This is a genomic window from Kitasatospora sp. NPDC056800 (assembly GCF_042789775.1).
GTDB lineage: Bacteria > Actinomycetota > Actinomycetes > Streptomycetales > Streptomycetaceae > Kitasatospora.
On sequence record NZ_JBHUAL010000059.1, the window covers coordinates 21,124 to 41,503 of the forward strand.

Annotated in this window: 10 protein-coding genes; 7 read left to right on the top strand and 3 right to left on the bottom strand. The window is 75.5% G+C overall.

Translation table 11 applies throughout. From position 1 onward, the window contains the following. Positions 1 to 174: 174 nt before the first annotated feature. From ACFRQN_RS15805 to ACFRQN_RS15835, 7 genes are all read left to right on the top strand, one after another. Entirely contained in the window at positions 175 to 5,568 is a 5,394-nt protein-coding gene (locus ACFRQN_RS15805; RefSeq protein WP_380740873.1) for a type I polyketide synthase, read from the top strand. 13 nt (positions 5,569 to 5,581) lie between these two features. After that, the gene (locus ACFRQN_RS15810; protein WP_380740874.1) at positions 5,582 to 10,876 is read left to right on the top strand and encodes an SDR family NAD(P)-dependent oxidoreductase; all 5,295 of its coding nucleotides are present in this window, start codon (positions 5,582 to 5,584) and stop codon (positions 10,874 to 10,876) included. 46 nt (positions 10,877 to 10,922) lie between these two features. After that, complete coding sequence (locus tag ACFRQN_RS15815) at positions 10,923 to 12,128, top strand: FAD-dependent oxidoreductase (RefSeq protein WP_380740875.1); 1,206 nt, start codon at positions 10,923 to 10,925, stop codon at positions 12,126 to 12,128. 50 nt (positions 12,129 to 12,178) lie between these two features. After that, complete coding sequence (locus tag ACFRQN_RS15820; protein WP_380740876.1) at positions 12,179 to 13,174, top strand: quinone oxidoreductase family protein; 996 nt, start codon at positions 12,179 to 12,181, stop codon at positions 13,172 to 13,174. Positions 13,175 to 13,267: 93 nt separating this feature from the next. Then, positions 13,268 to 14,773 (top strand): class I SAM-dependent methyltransferase, encoded by a 1,506-nt coding sequence (locus ACFRQN_RS15825; RefSeq protein WP_380740877.1) that lies wholly within the window; start codon positions 13,268 to 13,270, stop codon positions 14,771 to 14,773. A 19-nt stretch (positions 14,774 to 14,792) separates the two neighbouring features. Next, positions 14,793 to 15,449 carry a CatB-related O-acetyltransferase gene (locus ACFRQN_RS15830; RefSeq protein WP_074004757.1) on the top strand — a complete coding sequence of 219 codons (657 nt, stop codon included), beginning with the start codon at positions 14,793 to 14,795 and terminating at the stop codon, positions 15,447 to 15,449. Between the two features lie 79 nt (positions 15,450 to 15,528). Then, positions 15,529 to 16,488, top strand: a complete 960-nt coding sequence (locus tag ACFRQN_RS15835) for a zinc-binding alcohol dehydrogenase family protein (protein ID WP_380740878.1) — start codon at positions 15,529 to 15,531, stop codon at positions 16,486 to 16,488. Between the two features lie 78 nt (positions 16,489 to 16,566). Here ACFRQN_RS15835 and dpgD read toward each other — a convergent pair whose 3' ends face one another. From dpgD to ACFRQN_RS15850, 3 genes are all read right to left on the bottom strand, one after another. Further along, positions 16,567 to 17,367: an enoyl-CoA-hydratase DpgD gene (gene dpgD / locus ACFRQN_RS15840; RefSeq protein ID WP_380740879.1), complete on the bottom strand. Its 801-nt coding sequence runs from the start codon at positions 17,365 to 17,367 to the stop codon at positions 16,567 to 16,569. After that, entirely contained in the window at positions 17,367 to 18,806 is a 1,440-nt protein-coding gene (locus ACFRQN_RS15845) for a benzaldehyde dehydrogenase (RefSeq protein ID WP_049652975.1), read from the bottom strand. Before ACFRQN_RS15845 ends, dpgD begins: the two co-directional genes overlap by 1 nt. Before the next feature lie 77 nt (positions 18,807 to 18,883). Beyond that, positions 18,884 to 20,380: thiamine pyrophosphate-dependent enzyme (locus ACFRQN_RS15850; protein ID WP_380740880.1), on the bottom strand; the 1,497-nt coding region annotated here is incomplete at its 5' end.

Below are 20,380 nucleotides of genomic sequence, written 5' to 3' on the forward strand. Positions count from 1 at the left end.
CGCCCCCCCCCCCCCCCCCCCCCCCCCCCCCCCCCCCCCCCGCCCCGGGGGGCCCCCCCCCCCCCCCGGGGCACGGCCCGGCGGCCCCCCGGACACGCCCGGACGCGGCCGCGCCCCGCCCCGGAGCCGGACGACCCCGGCAGCCACCACTCCGCCGCAGGAAAGTGATCTGAGATGGCCAACGAAGACCAGCTTCGCGAGTACCTCAAGCGGGCGGTGGCCGATACCCGTAAGGCCCACCGGCGGCTCAAGGAGCTCGAGGACGAGCGCCACGAGCCGATCGCGATCATCGGCATGGCCTGCCGCTTCCCCGGCGGCGTGCGCAGCCCCGAGGGGCTGTGGCGGCTCCTGGTCGACGAGGCCGACGCGATCTCCGAGTTCCCGACCGACCGCGGCTGGGACCTCGACTCGGTGTACGACCCCGACCCGGGCGCCGCCGGCACCAGCTACACCCGCCACGGCGGCTTCCTGGACGGCGCGGCCGGCTTCGACGCGGGCTTCTTCGGCATCAGCCCCAACGAGGCGCTGGCGATGGACCCGCAGCAGCGGCTGCTGCTGGAGACCTCCTGGGAGGCCGTGGAACGCGCGGGCATCGACCCGCAGTCGCTGGCCGGCGGCCGGACCGGCGTCTTCGTCGGCACCACCTCGCAGCTGTACGGCACCGGTTCGGACATCCCGGAGGGCGTGGACCTGTACCTGGGCACCGGCACCACCTCCAGCGTCACCTCCGGCCGGATCGCCTACCACTTCGGCCTGGAGGGCCCGGCGGTCTCGGTCGACACCGCCTGCTCCTCCTCGCTGGTCGCGCTGCACTGGGCCGCCCGCTCGCTGCGCCAGGGCGAGTGCACCACCGCACTGGCCGGCGGCGTGACGGTGATGTCCAACCCCGGCATGTTCGTGCTGTTCAGCCAGCAGAAGGGGCTGGCCCCGGACGGCCGCTGCAAGGCCTTCGCGGGCGCCGCCGACGGCACCGCGTGGAGCGAGGGCGTCGGCATGCTGATGCTGGAGCGGCTCTCCGACGCGCGCCGCAACGGGCACCGGGTGCTCGGCGTGATCCGCGGCAGCGCCGTCAACCAGGACGGCGCCAGCAACGGCCTGACCGCCCCCAACGGCCCCTCCCAGCAGCGGGTGATCCGGCACGCGCTGGCCGACGCCCGGCTGGCGGCGGCCGAGGTCGACGTGGTGGAGGCGCACGGCACCGGCACCACCCTCGGCGACCCGATCGAGGCCCAGGCGCTGCTCGCCACCTACGGCCAGGACCGCGAACTCCCGCTGCTGCTCGGCTCGGTGAAGTCCAACATCGGCCACACCCAGTGCGCCGCGGGCGTGGCCGGGGTGATCAAGACGGTGCTGGCCATGCAGCACGGCGTGCTGCCCCGCACCCTGCACGTGGACCAGCCGACCCCGCACGTGGACTGGACGGCCGGGTCGGTCGACCTGCTCACCGAGGCGCGCGCGTGGCCGGAGACCGGCCGCCCGCGCCGGGCCGGCGTCTCCTCCTTCGGCGTCAGCGGCACCAACGCCCACGTCGTACTGGAGCAGGCCCCGCCGGTCGAGGCCCCGTCGGACGAGGCTCCTGAGCCGTCGAGCGCGCCGACCGGCCCGGTTCCGCTGGCGTTCTCCGCCAAGAGCCCGGCCGCGCTCCGGGACCAGGGCGCGCGGCTGCGCGAGCTGCTCGCCGCCGACCCAGCGCTCGTCCCCGCCGACCTCGCCTCCTCGCTGGCCTCGTCCCGCTCCGACTTCGCCCACCGCGCGGCGGTGGTCGGCGCCACCACCGCCGAACTCCACGATGCTCTAGCGGACTTCGCCTCCGGCACGGCGGACGTCACCGGGCGCACGGTCTTCGTTTTTCCCGGCCAGGGCTCCCAGTGGGCCGGGATGGCCGTCGAACTCCTCGACAGCGAGCCGGTGTTCGCCGCGCGGATCACCGAATGCGCCGACGCCCTCGCCGAGTTCACCGACTGGAACCTCATCGACGTCCTGCGCGGCGCCGACGGCGCACCCGGATACGACCGCGTCGACGTCGTCCAGCCCGCCCTCTGGGCCGTCATGGTCTCCCTCGCCGCCCTCTGGCAGGCCCACGGCGTCCAGCCCGACGCCGTCATCGGCCACTCCCAGGGCGAGATCGCCGCCGCCACCGTCGCCGGCGCCCTCACCCTCCAGGACGGCGCCCGGGTCGTCGCCCTGCGCTCCCAGGCCATCACCGCCATCGCCGGAAACGGCGGCATGGTCTCCATCGCCCTCCCGGCCGAGGACATCGACCTCACCCCCTGGCACGACCGCATCTCCGTCGCCGCCGTCAACGGCCCCAGCTCCACCGTCGTCGCCGGAGACGCCGACGCCCTCGACGAACTCCTCGAACACCTCACCACCGACGGCATCCGCGCCCGCCGCGTCCCCGTCGACTACGCCTCCCACTCCGCCCACGTCGAGCGGATCCAGGACGACCTGCTCACCGCCCTGGCCGACCTGCGCCCCCGGCCCCCGAAGGTCCCGTTCTGGTCCACTCTGGACAGCCGCTGGACCGACACCGCCGCCTTCGACGCCGCGTACTGGTACCGCAACCTGCGCCACCCGGTGCAGTTGGAGGCCGCCGTCCGCGCCCTGCTCGCCGAGGGCTTCACCAGCTTCGTCGAGATCAGCCCCCACCCCGTCCTCACCCCCGGGCTCCAGGAGACCCTGGACGAGGCGACCGCCCCCACCGTCGCCTGCGGCACGCTCCGCCGCGACCAGGGCGGGCTCGCCCGCTTCCTGGCCTCCGCCGCCGAACTCTGGGTGCGCGGCGTGGCGGTGGACCTCTCCGGCCGCTCGGCCGGCGCCCGCCCGGTCGACCTGCCCACCTACCCCTTCCAGCACGAGCGCTACTGGCTGGAGCCCTCCTCCGACACCGGGGACGTCACCGCCGCCGGTCTCGGCGCCACCGACCACCCGCTGCTCGGCGCGGCCCTGCCGCTGGCCGAGGGCGACGGGGTGGTGCTCACCGGCCTGCTGTCGCTGCGCAGTCACCCGTGGCTGGCCGACCACGCCGTCTCCGGCACCGTCCTGCTGCCCGGTACGGCCTTCGTGGAGCTGGCCGTCCGCGCCGGTGACGAGGTCGGCTGCGGCCTGGTCGAGGACCTGGCCATCGAGGTCCCGCTGATCCTCCCCGAGCGCGGCGCCGTCGTCCTGCAGGCCGTGGTCGGCGCGGCCGACGAGTCCGGCCTGCGGCCGGTGGCCGTCTACGGCCGCCCCCAGGACGCCCCGCACGGCGAGCCGTGGACCCGGCACGCGGGCGGTCTGCTCGCCGCCGACGACGCCCAGGCCCCCGCCGGGAGCGGGCCCTGGCCGCCGGCCGGCGCCGCCCCCGTCGACCTGGACGGCTTCTACGACCGGCTGGAGCAGGCCGGTTACGGCTACGGCCCGGTGTTCCGGGGCCTGACACGGGCCTGGCGGCTCGGCGAGCAGGTGCACACCGAGGTCCGGCTGCCGCGGCAGGCGCACGCCGACGCGGACCGCTTCGGCCTGCACCCCGCGCTGATGGACGCCGCCCTGCACGGCATGGGGCTGGCCCGCCGGGAGGGCGCGGCCGAGGGCAACGGCCTGCCGTTCGCCTGGAGCAGCGTCCGCCTGCACGGCACCGGCGCCACGGCGCTGCGGGTGACGGTCTCCCCCACCGGGCCGGACTCGGTGTCGCTGGCCCTGTTCGACGAGACCGGCGCCCCCGTCGCCTCGGTGGCCTCGCTGGCCGTCCGGACGATCTCCGCCGGTCAGCTGCGGGCCGCCCGGCGCGGGCAGCGGGACGCGCTCTTCCGGGTCGAGTGGGCCCGGGTCGCGCCGGGCGACGGCGGGCGGGCCGAGCGCTGGGCGGTGCTCGGCGACGACCGGGCCGTCCCCGGGCTCCGGCTGGACGGCCTGGCCGGACTCGACCGCCTGGACTCCCTGGCCGGGGCCGCCTGCGGACCGGAGGTCCTGCTCCTGCCCGCCCCGCCGGCCGACGGCGGGTCCCCGGCGGACGCCCACCGGGTGACCGGTGAAGTCCTCGGCCTGCTCCAGGAGTTCCTCGCCGACGAGCGGTTCGCCGGGACGCGGCTGGCCGTGCTGACCGGGGGCGCGGTCGCCGCCGCCCCCGGCGACCCGGTGCCCGGCCTGGTCCACGCCCCGCTCTGGGGCCTGCTCCGCTCCGCGCAGGCGGAGCACCCCGACCGGTTCGTCCTGGTCGACCTCGACGGCACCGCCGACGCGGCCGCCGCCCTGCCCGCCGCGCTGGCCTGCGGCGAGCCGCAACTGGCCGTCCGGGAGGGCGAGTTGTTCGCCCCCCGGCTGGTCCGGGCCACCCCGACCGCCGACCTCCGTCCACTCGACCCGGCCGGGACGGTGCTGGTCACCGGCGGCACCGGCACCCTCGGGGCCCTGCTCGCCCGCCACCTCGTCACCGAACACGGCGCCCGCCACCTGCTGCTCACCAGCCGCAGCGGCCCCGACGCCCCCGGCGCCGCCGAGCTCACCACCGAACTCACCGAACTCGGCGCCACCGTCACCGTCACCGCCTGCGACACCGCCGACCGCGACCGACTCGCCGCACTGCTCGCCGACATCCCCACCGACCACCCCCTCACCGCCGTCGTCCACACCGCCGGCGTCCTCGACGACGCCGTGGTCGAGACCCTGACGCCCGAGGCCCTCGCCCGGGTGCTGCGGCCCAAGCTCGACGCCGCCGCGCACCTGGACGAGCTGACCGCGGAGCTGGACCTGGCCGCCTTCGTCCTGTTCTCCTCCGCCGCCGCCACCTTCAGCAGCCCCGGCCAGGGCAACTACGCCGCCGCCAACGCCTACCTGGACTCGCTCGCGGCCCGCCGCCGGGCGGCCGGGCGGCCCGCGCAGTCACTGGCCTGGGGCCTGTGGGCGCAGCCCAGCGGCATGACCGGCCACCTGGGCGCGGCCGAGCTGGAGCGGATGAGCCGGGGCGGCACGGTGCCGCTGTCCGAGCGGGACGGGCTCGCCCTGTTCGACGAGGCGCTGGCCGTCCCCGCCCCGCTGGTGGTGCCGGCCGCGCTCGACCTCGCGGTGCTGCGCGGGCGGACCCCAGTGCCGCACCTGCTGCGCGCGCTGGTCCGGCCCGCCGGGCGGCGCGCCGCCCGGTCCCGTACCGGGGAGGACGGCGGCCGGCTGGCCGAACGGCTGGCCGCGCTCTCCGGGGCCGACCGCCGCCGTGCCGCGCTCGACCTGGTCCGGGCGCAGATCGCCGGGGTGCTCGGGCACTCCTCGGCCGAGCAGGTCGACCCCGAACTCCCGTTCAGCAAGCTCGGGTTCGACTCGGTGACGGCCGTGGAGCTGCGCAACCGGCTCTACCAGGCCTCCGGTCTGCGGCTGCCCGCGACGGCGGTCTTCGACTACCCGACGGCCGGCGCGCTGGCCGAGCGGATGCGGGCGCTGCTGCTGCCCGAGGCGGAGGCCGACGGCGACACCGACGGCGGCACCGCCGAGGAGCAGGCCGCCGAGGAGGCCCGGGCGGCCGAGATCGACGGCATGGACATCACGGACCTGGTCGAACTGGCGCTGGGCACCTCGGTGGACCCCGCAGGCGTCTGAGGAAGAGGACAGCATGACTACCCCGCCGGAGCGGATCGTCGAGGCGCTGCGCGCCTCGATCAAGGACAACGAGCGGCTCAGGAAGCAGAACGAGCGGCTGTCGGCGATCGCCGACGAGCCGATCGCCGTCACCGGCATGGCCTGCCGGCTGCCCGGCGGGGTGCGCACGCCCGAGGACTTCTGGCGGCTGCTCACCGAGGGCGGCGACGGCATCGGGCCGTTCCCCGCCGACCGCGGCTGGGACCTCGGCGAGCAGAGCGCCACCGCCCAGGGCGGGTTCCTCTACGACGCCGCCGAGTTCGACCCCGGCTTCTTCGGTATCGGCCCGCGCGAGGCCCTCGCCATGGACCCGCAGCAGCGGCTGCTGCTGGAGACCTCCTGGGAGGCCGTCGAGCGGTCCGGCATCGACCCGATCACCCTGCGCGGCAGCCGGACCGGCGTGTTCGCCGGCGTGATGTACCACGACTACGCCGCCCGGCTGGACGAGGTGCCCGACGAGGTCGCCGCCTACCTGGGCAACGGCAGCGCGGGCAGCGTCGCCACCGGCCGGGTCTCGTACGCGATGGGCCTGGAGGGCCCGGCCGTCACCGTGGACACCGCCTGCTCCTCCTCCCTGGTGACGATCCACCTGGCGGTCCAGGAGCTGCGCCGCCGGGGCTGCGACCTGGCCCTGGCGGGCGGCGTCGCGGTGATGTCCACGCCCGGACTGTTCGTGGAGTTCACCCGGCAGAAGGGCCTGGCGGCGGACGGCCGGTGCAAGGCCTTCGCGGACGCGGCGGACGGCACCGGGTTCTCCGAGGGCGTCGGCATGCTGATGCTGGAGCGGCTCTCCGACGCCCGCCGCAACGGGCACCCGGTACTGGCGGTGCTGCGCGGCAGCGCCGTCAACCAGGACGGCGCCTCCAACGGCCTGACCGCGCCCAACGGCCCGGCGCAGGAGCGGGTGATCCGCCAGGCCCTGCTCTCCGCCGGTCTCACCGCCGCCGACGTGGACGCCGTCGAGGCGCACGGCACCGGCACCACCCTGGGCGACCCGATCGAGGCCCAGGCCCTGCTCGCCGCCTACGGCCAGGAGCGTGAACTCCCGCTGCTGCTGGGGTCGGTGAAGTCCAACATCGGCCACACCCAGAGCGCGGCCGGGGTGGCCGGGGTGATCAAGACGGTGCTGGCGCTGCGGCACGGCGTCCTGCCCCGGACCCTGCACGTGGACCGGCCGTCCTCGCACGTGGACTGGTCGGCGGGCGCGGTGGAGCTGCTCACCGAGGAGCGGGAGTGGCCCGAGACCGGCCGCCCGCGCCGGGCCGGCGTCTCCTCCTTCGGGATCAGCGGCACCAACGCCCACGTCATCGTCGAGCAGGCCCCGGAGGAGCAGCCCACCGAGCAGCCCGGCGAGGAGCCCGGCGAGGAGCAGGCCCCGTCGGCCGGCACCGGCGCCCCGTGGCTGCTGGCCGGCCGCACCGAGGCCGCCGTACGGGCCCAGGCCGGGCGCCTCGCCGAGCACCTGGACACCCACCCCGCGCTCGCGGCCGTCGACATCGCCCACTCGCTGGCCACCGGCCGCTCCGCCTTCCCTCACCGCGCGGTGGTGGTCGGCGCCGACCGGGCCGCGCTCGCCGCCTACGCCGCCGGGCAGGACCCGGCCGCCGTGGTGGCCGGCACGGCGGACGTCACCGGGCGCACGGTGTTCGTGTTCCCCGGGCAGGGCTCCCAGTGGGTCGGGATGGCCGTCGAACTCCTCGACACCGAGCCGGTGTTCGCCGCACGGATCACCGAATGCGCCGACGCCCTCGCCGAGTTCACCGACTGGAACCTGATCGACGTCCTCCGCGGCGCCGACGGCGCCCCCGGCTACGACCGGGTCGACGTCGTCCAGCCCGCCCTCTGGGCCGTCATGGTCTCCCTCGCCGCCCTCTGGCAGGCGTACGGAATCCACCCCGACGCCGTCATCGGCCACTCCCAGGGCGAGATCGCCGCCGCCACCGTCGCCGGCGCCCTCACCCTCCAGGACGGCGCCCGCACCGTCGCCCTCCGCTCCCAGGCCATCACCGCCATCGCCGGAAACGGCGGCATGGTCTCCATCGCCCAACCCGCCCAGGACATCGACCTCACCCCCTGGCACGACCGCATCTCGATCGCCGCCGTCAACGGCCCCAGCTCCACCGTCGTCGCCGGAGACGCCGACGCCCTCGACGAACTCGTCGAACACTTCACCACCGACGGCATCCGCGCCCGCCGCATCCCCGTCGACTACGCCTCCCACTCCGCCCACGTCGAGCGGATCCAGGACGAACTGCTCACCCTGCTCGCCCCCGTCACCCCACGCGGCGCCGACATCCCCTTCCACTCCACCGTCGACAGCCGCTGGCTGGACACCACGACGATGGACGCCGCGTACTGGTACCGCAACCTCCGCCGGACCGTCCGGCTGGAGGAGGCCGTCCGCGCCCTGCTCGCCGAGGGCTTCACCACCTTCGTCGAGATCAGCCCCCACCCCGTCCTCACCCCCGGACTCCAGGAGACCCTGGACGAGACGGCCGCGCCCACCGTCACCTGCGGCACGCTCCGCCGCGACCACGGCGGCCCGACCGCCTTCCTGGCCTCCGCCGCCCGGCTGCACGTCCGGGGCGTCCCGGTCGACTTCTCCCCCGCCCTCGCCGGGGCCCGCCGGGTCGACCTGCCCACCTACCCCTTCCAGCGCGGCCGCTACTGGCTGGAAGGGCCCCGCGAGGACGCCTCGGCCGGCGCCCTGTTCCGGACGGTCTGGCGGCCCGTCGGGGGCGCCCGCACCGGCCGCCCGGACGGCCCGATCGGCGTCCTCAACGCCGGCCCCGGCTCCACCGACGGGCTGGTCCCGTACGCCGACCTGGCCACCCTCGCCGCCGCCGAGGCGGTTCCCGCCACCGTCCTCTACCACCTGCCCGCCGCGGCGGGCCCGGACGCCGGGCTGCCGACGGCCGTCCGCGCCGCCGTCAACGGGACCCTCGACCTGCTCCGCGCCTGGCTCGCCGAACCCCGGCTGGCCGCCTCCCGCCTCGTCCTGGCCACCCGCCGCGCCGCCGGCCCCGGCCTGGACGACCTCGCCCTGGCCCCGGTGTGGGGGCTGGTCCGCTCCGCCCAGGCGGAGTACCCGGGCCAGTTCGCCCTGCTCGACCTGGACGACTCCGCCGCCTCCGCCGCGGCGGTCCCCGCCGCCCTGGCCACCGACGAGCCCCAGCTGGTGATCCGCGACGGCGTTCCGCACGCGGCCCGCCTGCTGCCCGTCCCCCACGAGCCGGCCCGCCCGATCGACCCGGCCGGAACGGTGCTGGTCACCGGCGGCACCGGCACCCTCGGCACCCTGCTCGCCCGCCACCTCGTCACCGACCACGGCGCCCGCCACCTGCTGCTCACCAGCCGCAGCGGCCCCGACGCCCCCGGCGCCGCCGAGCTCACCACCGAACTCACCGAACTCGGCGCCACCGTCACCGTCACCGCCTGCGACACCGCCGACCGCCACCAACTCTCAGCCCTGCTCGCCGACATCCCCACCGACCACCCCCTCACCGCCGTCATCCACACCGCCGGCGTCCTCGACGACGGCATCCTGGACTCGCTCACCCCCGAGCGGGTGGACACCGTGCTCCGCCCGAAGGTCGACGCCGCCGTCCACCTGCACGACCTGACGGCCGGCCACGACCTGGCCGCCTTCGTGCTGTTCTCCTCCGCCGCCGCCACCCTCGGCAGCGCGGGCCAGACCAGCTACGGCGCGGCCAACGCCTTCCTCGACGCGCTCGCCGAGCGCCGCTGCTCCCGGGGCCTGCCCGCGCAGTCGCTCGCCTGGGGCCTGTGGGCGCAGCCCAGCGGCATGACCGGCGGGCTGGCCGAGGCGGAGCTGTCCCGGATGGTCCGCGGCGGGGTGGCCCCGCTCTCCTCCGCCGAGGGCCTGGCCCTGTTCGACGCCGCGCTGGCGGCCGGGGACGCCACCCTGGTGACCGCCCGCCTTGACCTGCCCGCCATCCGCCGCCGGGCCGCTCCCGGGCCGCTGCCCGCGCTGCTGCGCGATCTGGCGGCCGGTGCGCCGGCCCGGCGCCAGGAGCCGGCCGGGGAGTTCCCCGAGGACACCGCGGGCCCGTCCGCCGCCGAGCGGCTGGCCGGCCGGCTGGCGGACGCCGGGGAGGTGGAGCGGGAGCGGATCCTGCTCGACCTGGTGCGCGGCGCGGTGGCCGGGGTGCTCGGCCACGCGGGGCCCGAACAGGTCGACCCGGGGCGGCGGTTCCTCGAACTCGGCTTCGACTCGCTGACGGCGCTGGCGCTGCGCAACCAGCTGGGCGCGGCCACCGGGCTCCGGCTGGCCACCAGCCTGATCTACGACCAGCCCTCCCCGGCGCTGCTCGCCGCCCACCTGCGCGAGCGCCTCGCCGAGCGGGCCGACGCCCGCTCCGACGGGCGGGCCGCTGAGGCGGACGCCGCCGTGGCCGGTACCGAGCCGGACGGCCCGCTGGCGACGCTCTACTGGCAGGCCTGCGAGCAGGGTTCCTCGATGGCCGCGCTCGACCTGCTCAAGGCCGCCGCCGGCTGCCGGCCCGCGTTCCGGACCGCCGAGGAGGCCCCGGCCGCCGAGCCGGTCCGGCTCGCGCAGAGCCCGGACGGCCCGGTGCTGGTCTGCCTGCCGTCCTTCGGCCCGGTCTCCGGCCCGCACGAGTACGCCCGGTTCGCCGCCGCCTGCCGCGGCCGCCGCGAGGTCCTGGTGCTGCCCCAGCCGGGCTTCCTGGCCGGTGAACTGCCGCCCGCCGACCTGGACGCGCTGGCCGGCCTGCACGCCGGGTCGGTGCTCCGGCACACCGGCGGCCGGCCGTTCGTCCTGGTCGGCCGCTCGGCCGGCGGCTGGATCGCGCACGCGGTCGCCGCCTGGCTGGAGCGGCTCGGGAGGGGCCCGGCCGGGCTGGCCCTGGTCGACAGCTACGACCCGGACTACGACCAACTGCCGCTGCTGGAGCCGTCGATGTCCGCCGCGATGAAGGACCGCGAGTCGGCCTTCGCGCTCGCCGACGACACCCGGCTGGCCGCGATGGGCGCGTACCACCGGCTCTTCGCCGGCTGGCGCCCGGAGCGGATCGCCGTACCGACCCTGCTGGTGCGGGCGGCCGACCCGTGGACCGAGGAGATCCGGGAGTCGGCCGGCTGGCAGGCCGTCTGGTCGCTCCCGCACACCGCCCTGGACACCCCCGGCGACCACTTCTCGGTCCTGGAGGACCACTCCGACACCACCGCGCGCACCGTGCTGGCGTGGCTGGCCGACGCCGTCGAGCCCGCCCTCAGACCCCTCTGACGGCCGGCCGCTGATCCACCGTTCTAACCTCCTCAGGAGACAGCTCATGAAGATCGTCATCATCGGTGCAGGGCTCGGCGGCGTCGCCTCCGCCCTGGCGCTCACCCGCTCCGGCCACCAGGTCGAGCTCTACGAGCAGGCGGACGAGCTCCGCAAGGGCGGCTACGGGGTGATCCTGTGGCCGAACGCCACGGGCATCCTGACCCAGCTGGGCATCGACCACACCGACCTCGGCCACCGCCTCGACCGGGTGGACATCACCTCGGAGACCGGCCAGCCGCTGGTCAAGGTCGACCTCGACCGGATCGCGCGCGACTTCGGCTCGCCGAACAAGGTGATCCGCCGCAGCGAGCTGGTCGAGGTGCTGGCCGCCGCGCTGCCGCCGGGCGTGCTGCGGTTCGGCGCCCGCGCCACCGTCATCGACGAGCCCGCGCCGGGGACGGACGGGCCGGTCGCGATCACCTTCGAGGACGGCCGGCGGATCGACGCCGACGTGCTGATCGGCGCGGACGGCCACCGCTCCTTCGTCCGCAAGCACCTCTTCGGCTTCTCGCCGGCCGAGCACACCGGCTGGGCGACCTGGCACGGCACCACCCCGCTGCCGGTGGAGCTGACCAACAGCAACCGGGTGCAGACCATGGCCGGCGAGCACGGCCTGTGCGTGATGCACCCGCTCGGCGAGTCCATGCTCTACTGGGCCTTCGAGACGCCGTGGGCGGACGGCGACGCGGTCCCGCCCGGCGCGCCCGGCTCCCCCGACGGCACCGGCCCGATCGGCGCCGACGGCCGGCCGCAGTCCGCGGTGGCCAACCTGCGGGCCCGGTTCGCCGGCTTCTCCTCCCCGCTGCCCGAGCTGCTGGAGTCGATCAGCGACGAGGACGTCCAGGTCTTCCCGCACATCCTGCACCAGGTCCCCAAGGTGTGGGGGCGCGGCCCGGTGACGCTGCTCGGCGACTCGGTGCACGCCGTCCCGCCGCGCACCGGCATGGGCGCCAACCAGGCGCTGGAGGACGCCTGGGTGATCGGGCGGGCGCTGTCCGGCCAGGGCTCCCCCGCCGAACTGCTGCGCCGCTACGAGAAGATCCGCCGCCGCCGGGTCAAGATGCTCTACCACTACGCCGCGGCGACCGGGAAGCAGGGCCAGTCGGTGCCCGGCCTCTTCAAGCGCTCCAAGGACGGCATCTCCTTCACCGGGTTCCAGCGCTTCCAGATCAAGGCCTTCAGCAACTACCTCAACGCCAAGCCGCGCTGACGATTCATCAGTCCGCACGCCACCCGTTCCCAGAGAGAGTGACACCCGCCATGAAGATCATCCGTCAGCACGCCTACGGCGGCCCCGAGGTGCTGGAGCTGGAGGACCTCGAACTGCCCGAGCCCGGCCCGGGCCAGGTGCTGCTGCGCACCCACGCCGCGGCCGTCACCTTCTTCGACATCCTCAACCGGCGCGGCGACCTCGCCAAGCGCGACTACTACCGGGCCGACGCCGCGCTCCCGCTGGAGCCCGGCTACCAGGGCTCCGGCTACGTCGAGGCGCTCGGCCCGGACGTGACCGGCGTGCGGGTCGGCGACCGGGTCGCCTGGGCCCTGGCGGCCGGCTCGTACGCGAGCCATGTCATCGCCCCCGCCGCGCAGTTGATCCCGGTGCCGGAGGACATCGACCTCGGCGAGGCGGCCGGCCTGCCGGTGCAGGGCCTGCTCGCGTACAAGCTGACCCACGAGGCGTACCCGCTGGCCGAGGGCGACTGGGCCCTGGTGCAGTCGGCGGCCGGCGGCGTGGGCACGCTGATCACCCAGTTCGCCCGGATGCGCGGCGCGCGGGTCATCGGCGTGGTCTCCGCCGAGGAGAAGGCCGTCGTCGCCAAGGAGGCCGGCGCCGAGGCGGTGATCATCTCCGGCGGCACCGAGGACGTGGCCGCCGAGGTCAAGCGGATCACCGGCGGCGAGGGCGTCCGGGTGGTCTACGACGCGGTCGGCAAGGACACCTTCGAGGCGAACCTCGACAGCCTGGCCCCGCGCGGCTACCTGATCAACTTCGGCCAGGCGAGCGGCTTCGTCCCGCCGCTGGACCTGATGACGCTGAACGACAAGGGCTCGCTGTTCGTCACCCGCTTCTGCCTGCCGCACTTCTTCGACGAGTCGTGGCCGCCGCTGAACTTCCTGGAGCGCTGCTTCCAGTGGATGCGCGAGGGGAAGCTGACCGTCCGGATCGACTCCCGCTTCCCGCTCGGCCAGGCCGCTGAGGCGCACGCCGCCGTCGAGGAGCGCCGCACCAGCGGCCGCGTCCTGCTCATCCCCTAACACCCCCCTACACCCCCTGAATTCCCCTCAGAACACGCTTCTCGCACCATATTCGGATCTGCCTCGCAGACCGGGACGGGTAGGCTCCGCACCATGAGTGACACGAGCGCGATTTCGGTCGCGCGCGCCACGATCGACGAATTCACCGGCTCGACCCCCGCCGAAATCGACGGCGTATTCCGCCGGCTCGCCGCGGAATTCCAGGCGGACGGTTCCCTCCGCCCGGACGCGCTCGCCGGAATTCCGGCCCTGCTGGACGCGCTGGACACCGTCCCGCCCGCACACCAGGCCAGGCTCGCCCTGCTGCTCGGGCTGCTGGCCGAGGCCGCCGGCCCGGACGGCGGCTTCCCCGCCCACGAGGCCGTCCGGGCCGGCCTGGACCGCTACCTCCGGCTGCTGTCGGACGGCGGGACGGACGCCGGTCGCGGCGCCGCCCTGTTCTTCCTGCTGGGCCACTTCCCCGAGGACGGCGAGCGGATCCTCGCCGCCGTCCCCGGCACCGGGGTGGACCGGGACGACCTGTCCCGACTGGCCCGCTGCCTCCAGCCGTGGGAGACCGCGGACGCCGCGACCCGGTGGAACCTCGGCCGGGTCTTCCCCTCCCCCGCCGTCTGGGGCCTGACCGAGCAGGAGCGGGCCACCGCCCCCGCGCTCGACCAGTGGCTCGGCCTGCCCGCCGAGCGCACCGCCGAGCTGTGGGCGACCGAGACCCGGGCGCTGCTGGCCTACTCCGGCGCCAAGGCGGTCTGGGCCTGCGAGCACGGCACCACGGTGTCCCCGTTCGTGGTGCCCGCCCCCGAGGAGGAGCGGACCGCCGAGCCGTCCCCGGCCGCGGACGTCCTTCGGGGCCACGCCCGGGCCGTCCGCTGCCCGCGCTGCCGGCAGCCGCTGACCGGCGGCGCCGAGGCCGCCGTCTGCACCGGCTGCGAGGCCGTGTTCCCGTCGGTGGACGGGCTGTTGGACTTCCACGACCAGCCGTCCGGCCCGAGCGACCCGCTGCTGGCCGGCCGGTACGAGCGCGGCCTGCGGGCCGGGTTCGTCCGGATCATGGGCGCCAACTGGGGCGGCTGGGTGTCGCTCGACGACGAGGACGCCTACCTCACCGAGCACGTCCGGCCGGTCGACGGCCCGGTGCTCGACCTGGCGGCCGGCGCCGGCCGCTGGACCAGGGTGCTGGCCCGTTCGCTCGGCGAGGAGCGGGTGATCGCGCTCGACCTCTCCGCCGAGATGCTGGCCCAGCTGCGGGCCAAGCTGGACCGGGTCCTCACCGTCCGCGGCAGCGCCCTGGAGCTGCCGTTCGAGGACGCCTCGCTGGGCGGGGTGAACTGCTGGAACGCGCTGCAGGCCATCCCCGACCCGGAGCGGGCGATCCGCGAGGTCGGCCGCTGCCTGCGCCCGGGCGGCACCTTCACGGTCATGACCTTCCGTCAGGCCGCCGACCCGCTCTACCGACAGTTCCAGAGCCGGCTGGAGCGCCAGGCGCACCGCGGCTCCTTCGACCCGGAGCAGCTCACCGGCTGGCTGGCCGACGCCGGGATGACCGTGCGCGACCTGTCCGGCCCCGGAAACTTCCTGTTCGTCACCGCCGTCAAGGCATAGTCCCGCACGAGGAGAGGCCATGCCCGTCAGCCCCGACCCTTCCCAGACGTACCTTCCGGGAATGGACAACAAGGTGGTGTTCCTGAAGAACCTGATCAGCTCGCCGCTGATCGAGGTGGGGGAATTCACCTACTACGCCGACATCGACGACCCGGCGGCGTTCGAGACCCGGAACGTGCTCTACAACTTCGGGCCCGAGAAGCTGGTGATCGGCAAGTACTGCGCCATCGGCACCGGCACCCAGTTCATCATGCCGGCCGCCAACCACCCGATGATCGGCTCCACCACCTACCCGTTCTTCATGTTCGGCGGGGACTGGACCGCGCGGACGGTGGACGCGCTGGCTACCGTCGCCAGCCGCGGCGACACCGTCATCGGCAACGACGTGTGGATCGGCCGGGAGGCCGTGATCATGCCGGGCGTGACGATCGGCGACGGCGCGATCATCGGCACCCGGGCCGTGGTCACCTCCGACGTGCCGGCCTACGGCGTGGTCGGCGGCAACCCCGGCAAGCTGATCAAGAAGCGCTTCGAGGACGCGGACATCGACCGGCTCGCCCGGATCGCCTGGTGGGACTGGCCGGTCGAGGCCGTCACCGAGCACGTCCGCACCATCTTCACCGGATCCCCCGCCGAGCTCGAACTGGCGGCCAAGGAAGCCGGTCTGATCAACTGATGTTTTCCCCGGTCCCCGGCCGCCCTCGGCCGGGGACCGGCGTACGTTCGGCCCGATCACCTGTGAATGGAGTAGCACCATGGACGCCGCAGTCCTCCACACGCTCGGCAAGCCGCCCCGCTTCGAGCGGTTCCCCGAGCCGACCGCGGGCGAGGGCGAGGTGCTCGTCCAGGTCCTGGCGGCCGCGCTCAACCCCTCCACCAAGGCGGTGGCCGGCGGCGGCCACTTCGCCAGCTCCGACAACCTGCCCGCGGTGGTCGGCCTGGACGGCGTCGGCCGGCTGGAGGACGGCAGCCGGGTGTTCTTCGGCGGGGCCCGCAAGCCGTACGGCTCGATGGCGCAACTGACCGTCGCCCGCGCCCCGTTCACCTGGCCGGTGCCGAACGGCGTGGACGACCTCACCGCCGCCGCGCTGCCCAACCCGGCGCTCTCCTCGTGGATACCGCTGGAGCACGCCGCCAAGCTGCAGCCCGGCGAGACCGTCCTGGTGCTGGGCGCCACCGGCGCCGCCGGCAAGCTCGCCATCCAGATCGCCAAGCACCTGGGCGCCGGACGGGTCGTCGCCGCCGGCCGCAACCAGGAGGTCCTGGACACCCTGGGCGAGTACGGCGCGGACGCCACCGTCCCGCTGAACGGCACCCAGGAGGAGATGGCCGAGGCCTTCGCCGCCGCGGCCGGCGACACCGGGTACGACGTGATCCTGGACTACCTGTGGGGCAAGCCGACCGAGGCGCTGCTGACCGCGATGACCCGCAAGGACTTCCACCTGAAGAGCTCCGGCCCCCGGCTGGTGCAGATCGGCGAGTCGGCGGGCGCCACCATCGAACTGTCGGCCGGCACGATCCGCAGCGCGGGCCTGACCATCGTGGGCGGCGGCTTCCCGCCGCCGCAGGCGTTCCTGGACATGTTCAACCGCCTGATGGCGGGCGCCGCCGCCGGTGAGATCCGGATCGACACCCGGGCCGTGCCGCTCGCGGAGATCGAGCAGGCCTGGCAGGCCGAGGACACCGGGCACAAGCGCCTGGTCATCGTCCCGTAGTCGACGCGGTCGCCGCACGACGACCGAGGCCGCCGCCGGATTCCCGGCGGCGGCCTCGTCGTTGCCGTCACTGTCGCGTCAGGTGCCGGTCCACTCCGGTTCGCGCTTCTCCAGGAAGGCCAGCGGGCCCTCCTCGGCGTCCCGGCTGTGCATCCGGCGCTCCTCCCAGACGTAGCGGGTGGCGAAGGACTGCTCCAGCGGCGTGGTGAGGGCCTTGGCCGCCGCCTCCTTGACCGCGCGGACGGACAGCGGGGCGCAGCGCAGGATGTCGCGCACCCAGCCGTCCACGCAGTCGTCCAGCTCCCCGGCCGGCACCACGTCGTTGACCAGCCCGTACTCCAGCGCGCGCCGGGCGCTCAGCCGACGGCCCGTCATCAGGTGGCCCAGCGCGGCCCGGTAGGGCAGCTGCTGGGCCAGCCGGAACACCCCGCCGGCGCCGGCGATCAGGCCGAGCTTCGCCTCGGGCAGCGCGAAGACGGCGTCCTCGGCGGCGACGATGATGTCGCAGGCCAGCGCCAGCTCGAAGCCGCCGCCCATGGCGAAGCCCTGGACCCGGGCGACGACCGGCTTGGAGAGCGCGAACCGCTCGGTGAGCCGGGGGTAGCCCGGCTTGCCCCGGCTGCCGAAGGTGGAGGTGGCGGTGCCGGCCCTGACCCGTTCGGCCAGCTCCTTGAGGTCCTGGCCGACCGAGAAGGCCCGGTCCCCGGCGCCGGCCACCACCACCACCCAGACCTCGGGGTCGGCCTCGACCTCGTCCCAGATCCCGCACAGCTCCTCGTGCATGCGCAGGTCCATCGCGTTCAGCACCTCGGGCCGGTCGAGGGTGACGTACCCGACCCGGCCCTTCCTCTCGTACCGCACCCGTGTCGGCTCGGCCATCAGAACGGGTACCTCGCCGGGGTCTCGCGGACGGTCAGCCACTGCCACTGGGTGTACTCGTCCCAGCTGTGCTCGGAGCCGTGCCGGGTGCCGTTGCCGGAGGCGCCGCGGCCGCCGTGCGGCACGTGGGCCTCGTCGTTGATGGTCTGGTCGTTGACGTGGACCATGCCGGTGCGCAGCCGGTCGGCGATCGCCCGGCCGCGCCGCACCGAGCCGGTCTGGACGGCGGCGGTGAGCCCGTACGCGGTCCGGTTGGCCAGTTCGACGGCCTCGTCGTCGTCGGCGACCACGGTGACCGGGGCGACCGGCCCGAACACCTCCTCGGTGAAGGCGGGCATGTCGGGGGTGACGCCGGCCAGCACGGTCGGCTCGAAGAACGGGCCGCGCCGGGCGCCGCCGGCCAGCACCACGGCGCCGGCCGCCACCGACTCGCGGACGATCCGCTCGACCCGGTCGAGCTGCCGCTCGCCGATGACCGGGCCGAGGTCGACCTCCTCGCGGAAGGGGTCGCCGAGGCGCAGCTTGCGGGCGCGGTCGGCGAGCAGCTCCAGGTACCGGTCGGCGACGGCGCGGTGCACCAGGTGGCGCCCGGCGGCCATGCAGATCTGGCCCTGGTGGAAGAAGGAGCCCCAGGCCCCGGACGAGGCCGCGGCGTCGAGGTCGGCGTCGTCGAGGACGATCAGGGCGTTGTTGCCGCCGAGTTCGAGCGAGACGCGCTTGAGCATGCCGCCGGCGACCGCGCCGATCCTGGCCCCGACCTCGCTGGAGCCGGTGAAGGCGATCATCGGCACGTCGGGGTGGCGGACCAGGGCCTCGCCGACCTCGGCGTCGCCGGGCAGGACCTGGAGCAGCCCGGCGGGCAGGCCCGCCTCCTCGAAGAGCCGGGTGATCACCCGGCCGCCGGAGACCGGGGTGTGCACGTCGGGCTTGACCACCACGGCGTTGCCGAGGGCCAGCGCGGGGGCGACCGCGCGCATCGCCAGCACCAGCGGGACGTTCCAGGGGCTGATCACGCCGACCACCCCGAGCGGCACCCGGCGGGCGAAGCTCTCCCGGCCCGGCTCGGAGGCCAGCAGGTGGCCGTTGGGGCGGGTGGGCAGCGCGGCGGCGGACCACAGCTCGTCCAGGACGGCGCCGACCTCGAAGTCGGCCTTGCCGCGCACCGATCCGCCCTCGCGGACCAGCAGGTCGACGATCTCCTGGCGGTGGCGCTCCAGCACGGCGGCGGCGCGGCGCATGACGGCGGCGCGCCCGGTCGGCGGGGTCGCCGCCCAGCCGGGCTGGGCCTGCGCGGCGGCGGCCACGGCGGGGTCCACGTCCGCGGCCGCGGCCAGCGAGACCACGGCGATCGGGCGCCCGGTGGCGGGCTCCCGTACCTGGAGCTCGCCACCGGAGAGTGCCGGGTCGAGCCCGGCGTCCAGCTGAATGAGACCGCTCATCGCGGCCACCTCCCTTGTCAGTGGTTCGGCCCCGACGAACGGCGTACCGGGGCGTGTCCGTCGGGCACGCCCCCGGTTCAACGAGGCGGGGTGTGCCCGGTGATGGGCACGTCGACCAGGAGCGGCGCGGTCGCGGACGCCGACTTGGCGACGATCTCGGTGAGTTCGGCGGGGTGGGAGACCCGGACGGCCTCGATGCCGAAGAACTCGGCGGCGGCCCGGAAGTCCAGCCGGTGGCGGCCGCTGTCCGGGCCGAAGGCCAGGTCCAGGCCGAGGTAGCGCCCGTCCCGGGTGGAGCGGCTGTCCCAGGTGTCCAGGGTCTCCTTGAGGGTGCGGTACTCGCCGTTGTTCATCACCACGAAGGTCACCGGCACGCGGTAGTGGCCGGCCGCCCACAGGCCCTGGAGGCCGAACATCGCGCAGCCGTCGCCGAGCACGGCGACCACCGGGCGGCTGTCGTCGCCCATCCGGCGGCCGACGGCGGCGCCGATGCCGTGGCCGAGGCCGCCGCCGACGGTGTGCAGGTACGAGCCCGGGCGGTCCTGGCGGAGCACCTGGCGCAGCCGCAGGCCGGTGGTGATGGCCTCCTCGACCACGACGGCGTCCTCGGGCAGTCCGGCGGCCACGGCGTGGGCGGCGGCCAGCGGGTCGAGCGGGCCCGGTCCGTACGCGGCGAGCGCGGCGCGGTCGGTGGCGGCCCACCCGGCCGCCGCCCGCCGGCCGGCGGCGGCGGTCCGCTCGGCGGCCCGCGGGACGCGTCCGGCGAGCTGCTCCGCGAGGGCGGCCAGGGAGGGCCGCAGCGCGCCGTGCAGGCCCAGCCGGACGCCGAAGTTGCGGCCCAGTTCGGCGGCGTCGGCGTCCAGTTGGAGGACGGTGGTGGTCTCCGGGATCGGCGAGCCGGGGGTGTAGTGGTGGGCCATGAAGGCGTGGGTGCCGACGATCAGGACGGTGTCGTGGGCCGCCAGGGTCTCCCGGATCGCGGCGTGGGTGGCGCCCAGCATGCCGCCGTACAGCGGGTGCGAGGTGGGGAAGTCCAGGTTGTCGTTCATCGGCTGGTGGTACGTCACCGCGCCGAGCGCCTCGGCGAGCGCGGTCAGTTCGGCCACCGCGCCGTCGCGGCCGACGGCGTCCCCGGCCACCAGGGCGGGGCGCTCGGCGGCGGCCAGCAGCCCGGCGGCGGCGGCGAGTTCGGTGGCCGGGCCCTGCGGGGCGAGGGTGGAGCGGCCGGGCACCTCGACGTCGACGTCCTCGGTGAGCAGGTCCATCGGGATGGACAGGAACACCGGCCCGGCGGGGGCGCGCCGGGCGGCGGCGAAGGCCCGGGTGAGCATCAGCGGCAGGTCGTGGGCGTGCTGGACGTCGAAGGTCTGCTTGACCGCCGCGGAGGCCAGGCCGATCAGGTCGCCCGAGAGCATCGGGTCGCAGGCCAGGTGGCGGCGGTCCTGCTGGCCCGCGGTGACGACCATCGGGGTGCGCGAGCGGCTGGCGTTGAGCAGCCCGACCAGGCCGTTGGCGAGGCCGGCCGCGATGTGCAGGCTGACGAAGGCGGTGCGGCCGGTGGCCCGGGCGTAGCC